This window comes from Flavobacterium ustbae (genome assembly GCF_003946915.1).
In the GTDB taxonomy this organism is placed as follows: Bacteria; Bacteroidota; Bacteroidia; order Flavobacteriales; family Flavobacteriaceae; genus Flavobacterium; species Flavobacterium ustbae.
This window is the reverse complement of sequence record NZ_RPOC01000037.1, coordinates 1-1,446: the sequence shown is the minus strand read 5'-3', so window position 1 is coordinate 1,446 and position 1,446 is coordinate 1. Positions and strand designations below refer to the sequence as shown.

General features: G+C 29.7%; 1 protein-coding gene. It reads left to right on the top strand.

The window, feature by feature from the left end; all coding sequences use genetic code 11:
• Window positions 1-94 precede the first annotated feature (94 nt).
• A complete protein-coding gene (locus EG814_RS20835; protein ID WP_125723790.1) occupies window positions 95-1,426 on the top strand; it encodes an IS4 family transposase in 1,332 nt (443 codons plus the stop codon).
• Window positions 1,427-1,446 lie beyond the last annotated feature (20 nt).

Below are 1,446 nucleotides of genomic sequence, written 5' to 3'. Positions count from 1 at the left end.
CCAATGTCATTAAGTTAAGGGATAAGAATATAAAAACCATTGGGTTATGAACCTAAATTAGGTTCTTTGTAATTGACAAAAAAAACAAACCCCAATGGTAGGAGCAAATATAAAGATAATAGAAGAGTTACAAGAGTTTTTAAAAATTATTAATACTGATTCTGAGTTAAGAAAGTTATTTACAAGTAAGGCATCTGATTTTACAAGGAATAGAAAATTGACCTACAATAGAACAGTGTTTCTAATTATCAATATGCTCAAAAAGAGTTTATCTATTGAGATTCAAAACTTTTTTGACAATTGTATTACAGGTAATTTAAGCTGCACAAAATCTGCCTTAAGTATTCAGAGAAAAAAAATAAAACCATTATTTTTCGAAGTTTGGAATGGTTTGCTGGCAGATTGCTTTTATCATTATTATGGTGAAAAAGTAAAAAAGTGGAATGGTTTTTTACTCATAGCAGTTGATGGTTCTACCATTAATCTAGTAAATAAGCCGGAAGTAAAAAATCATTTTGGCACTCATGGAAATCATCTTGGAGAAGTGCCAATGGCTGGAATAATCAAGTTTTATGATGTGCTAAATAGAATCACGGTATTCTCTAAAATACATCCAATAAAGATTGGTGAAAAAAGCATAGTTGCTCAGCATATTGAAAGAATTCCAGAAGCCAGTTTATCTATTTATGATAGAGGATTTGCAAGTTTTTCCTTAATGTACTTATTGATCCATCAGGAAAACACAAAACATTTTGTCATGCGATGCAAACAAAGCTTTAATAAAGAAGTGAGCGATTTTATGCTAAGTCCCGATGATGATAAAATTATCAATCTTGGGCCTAATTATAGAGCTATTCATAAAATGAAACAATACGGATTTAGCGTTTTTCTGCATACAACTATATCTGTTCGAATGATTAAAGTTGTATTGGAGACAGGAGAAACAGAAGTTTTGTTAACCAATCTCTATGACAATAAAAAGTACAAAAAAGAAATTTTTAAAACGCTTTATTTTATGAGATGGAAAATAGAGACTAGTTATAATCAAGATAAAAATGTATTGCAATTGGGAGAGTTTAGCGGACATAGCCTTTGCAGTATAGAACAGGATTTTTATGCCGCAGCTTTTATATCAAATTTGCAAAGTATAATCGAGAAACAATGTGAATCGTATCTGAAAATAAAAAATAAAATCAGGAAGTATGATTATCAGATTAACAGAACGATGAGTATAGGAAGTATGAAAAATAAAATAGTTGTTTTATTGCTTACAGAACAACCTAAAGCGGTGCTTTTAGAACTGCAAAATTTATTTGAGAGACATCTTGAACCTATACGGATTAATAGAAATTATGAACGTAGAAAATCGAAAATAAGGCAAGCAGGAAAATATAAATCTGTAACTAATTACAAAAGAGTTATTTAGTTCTTAACTTAATGACATTG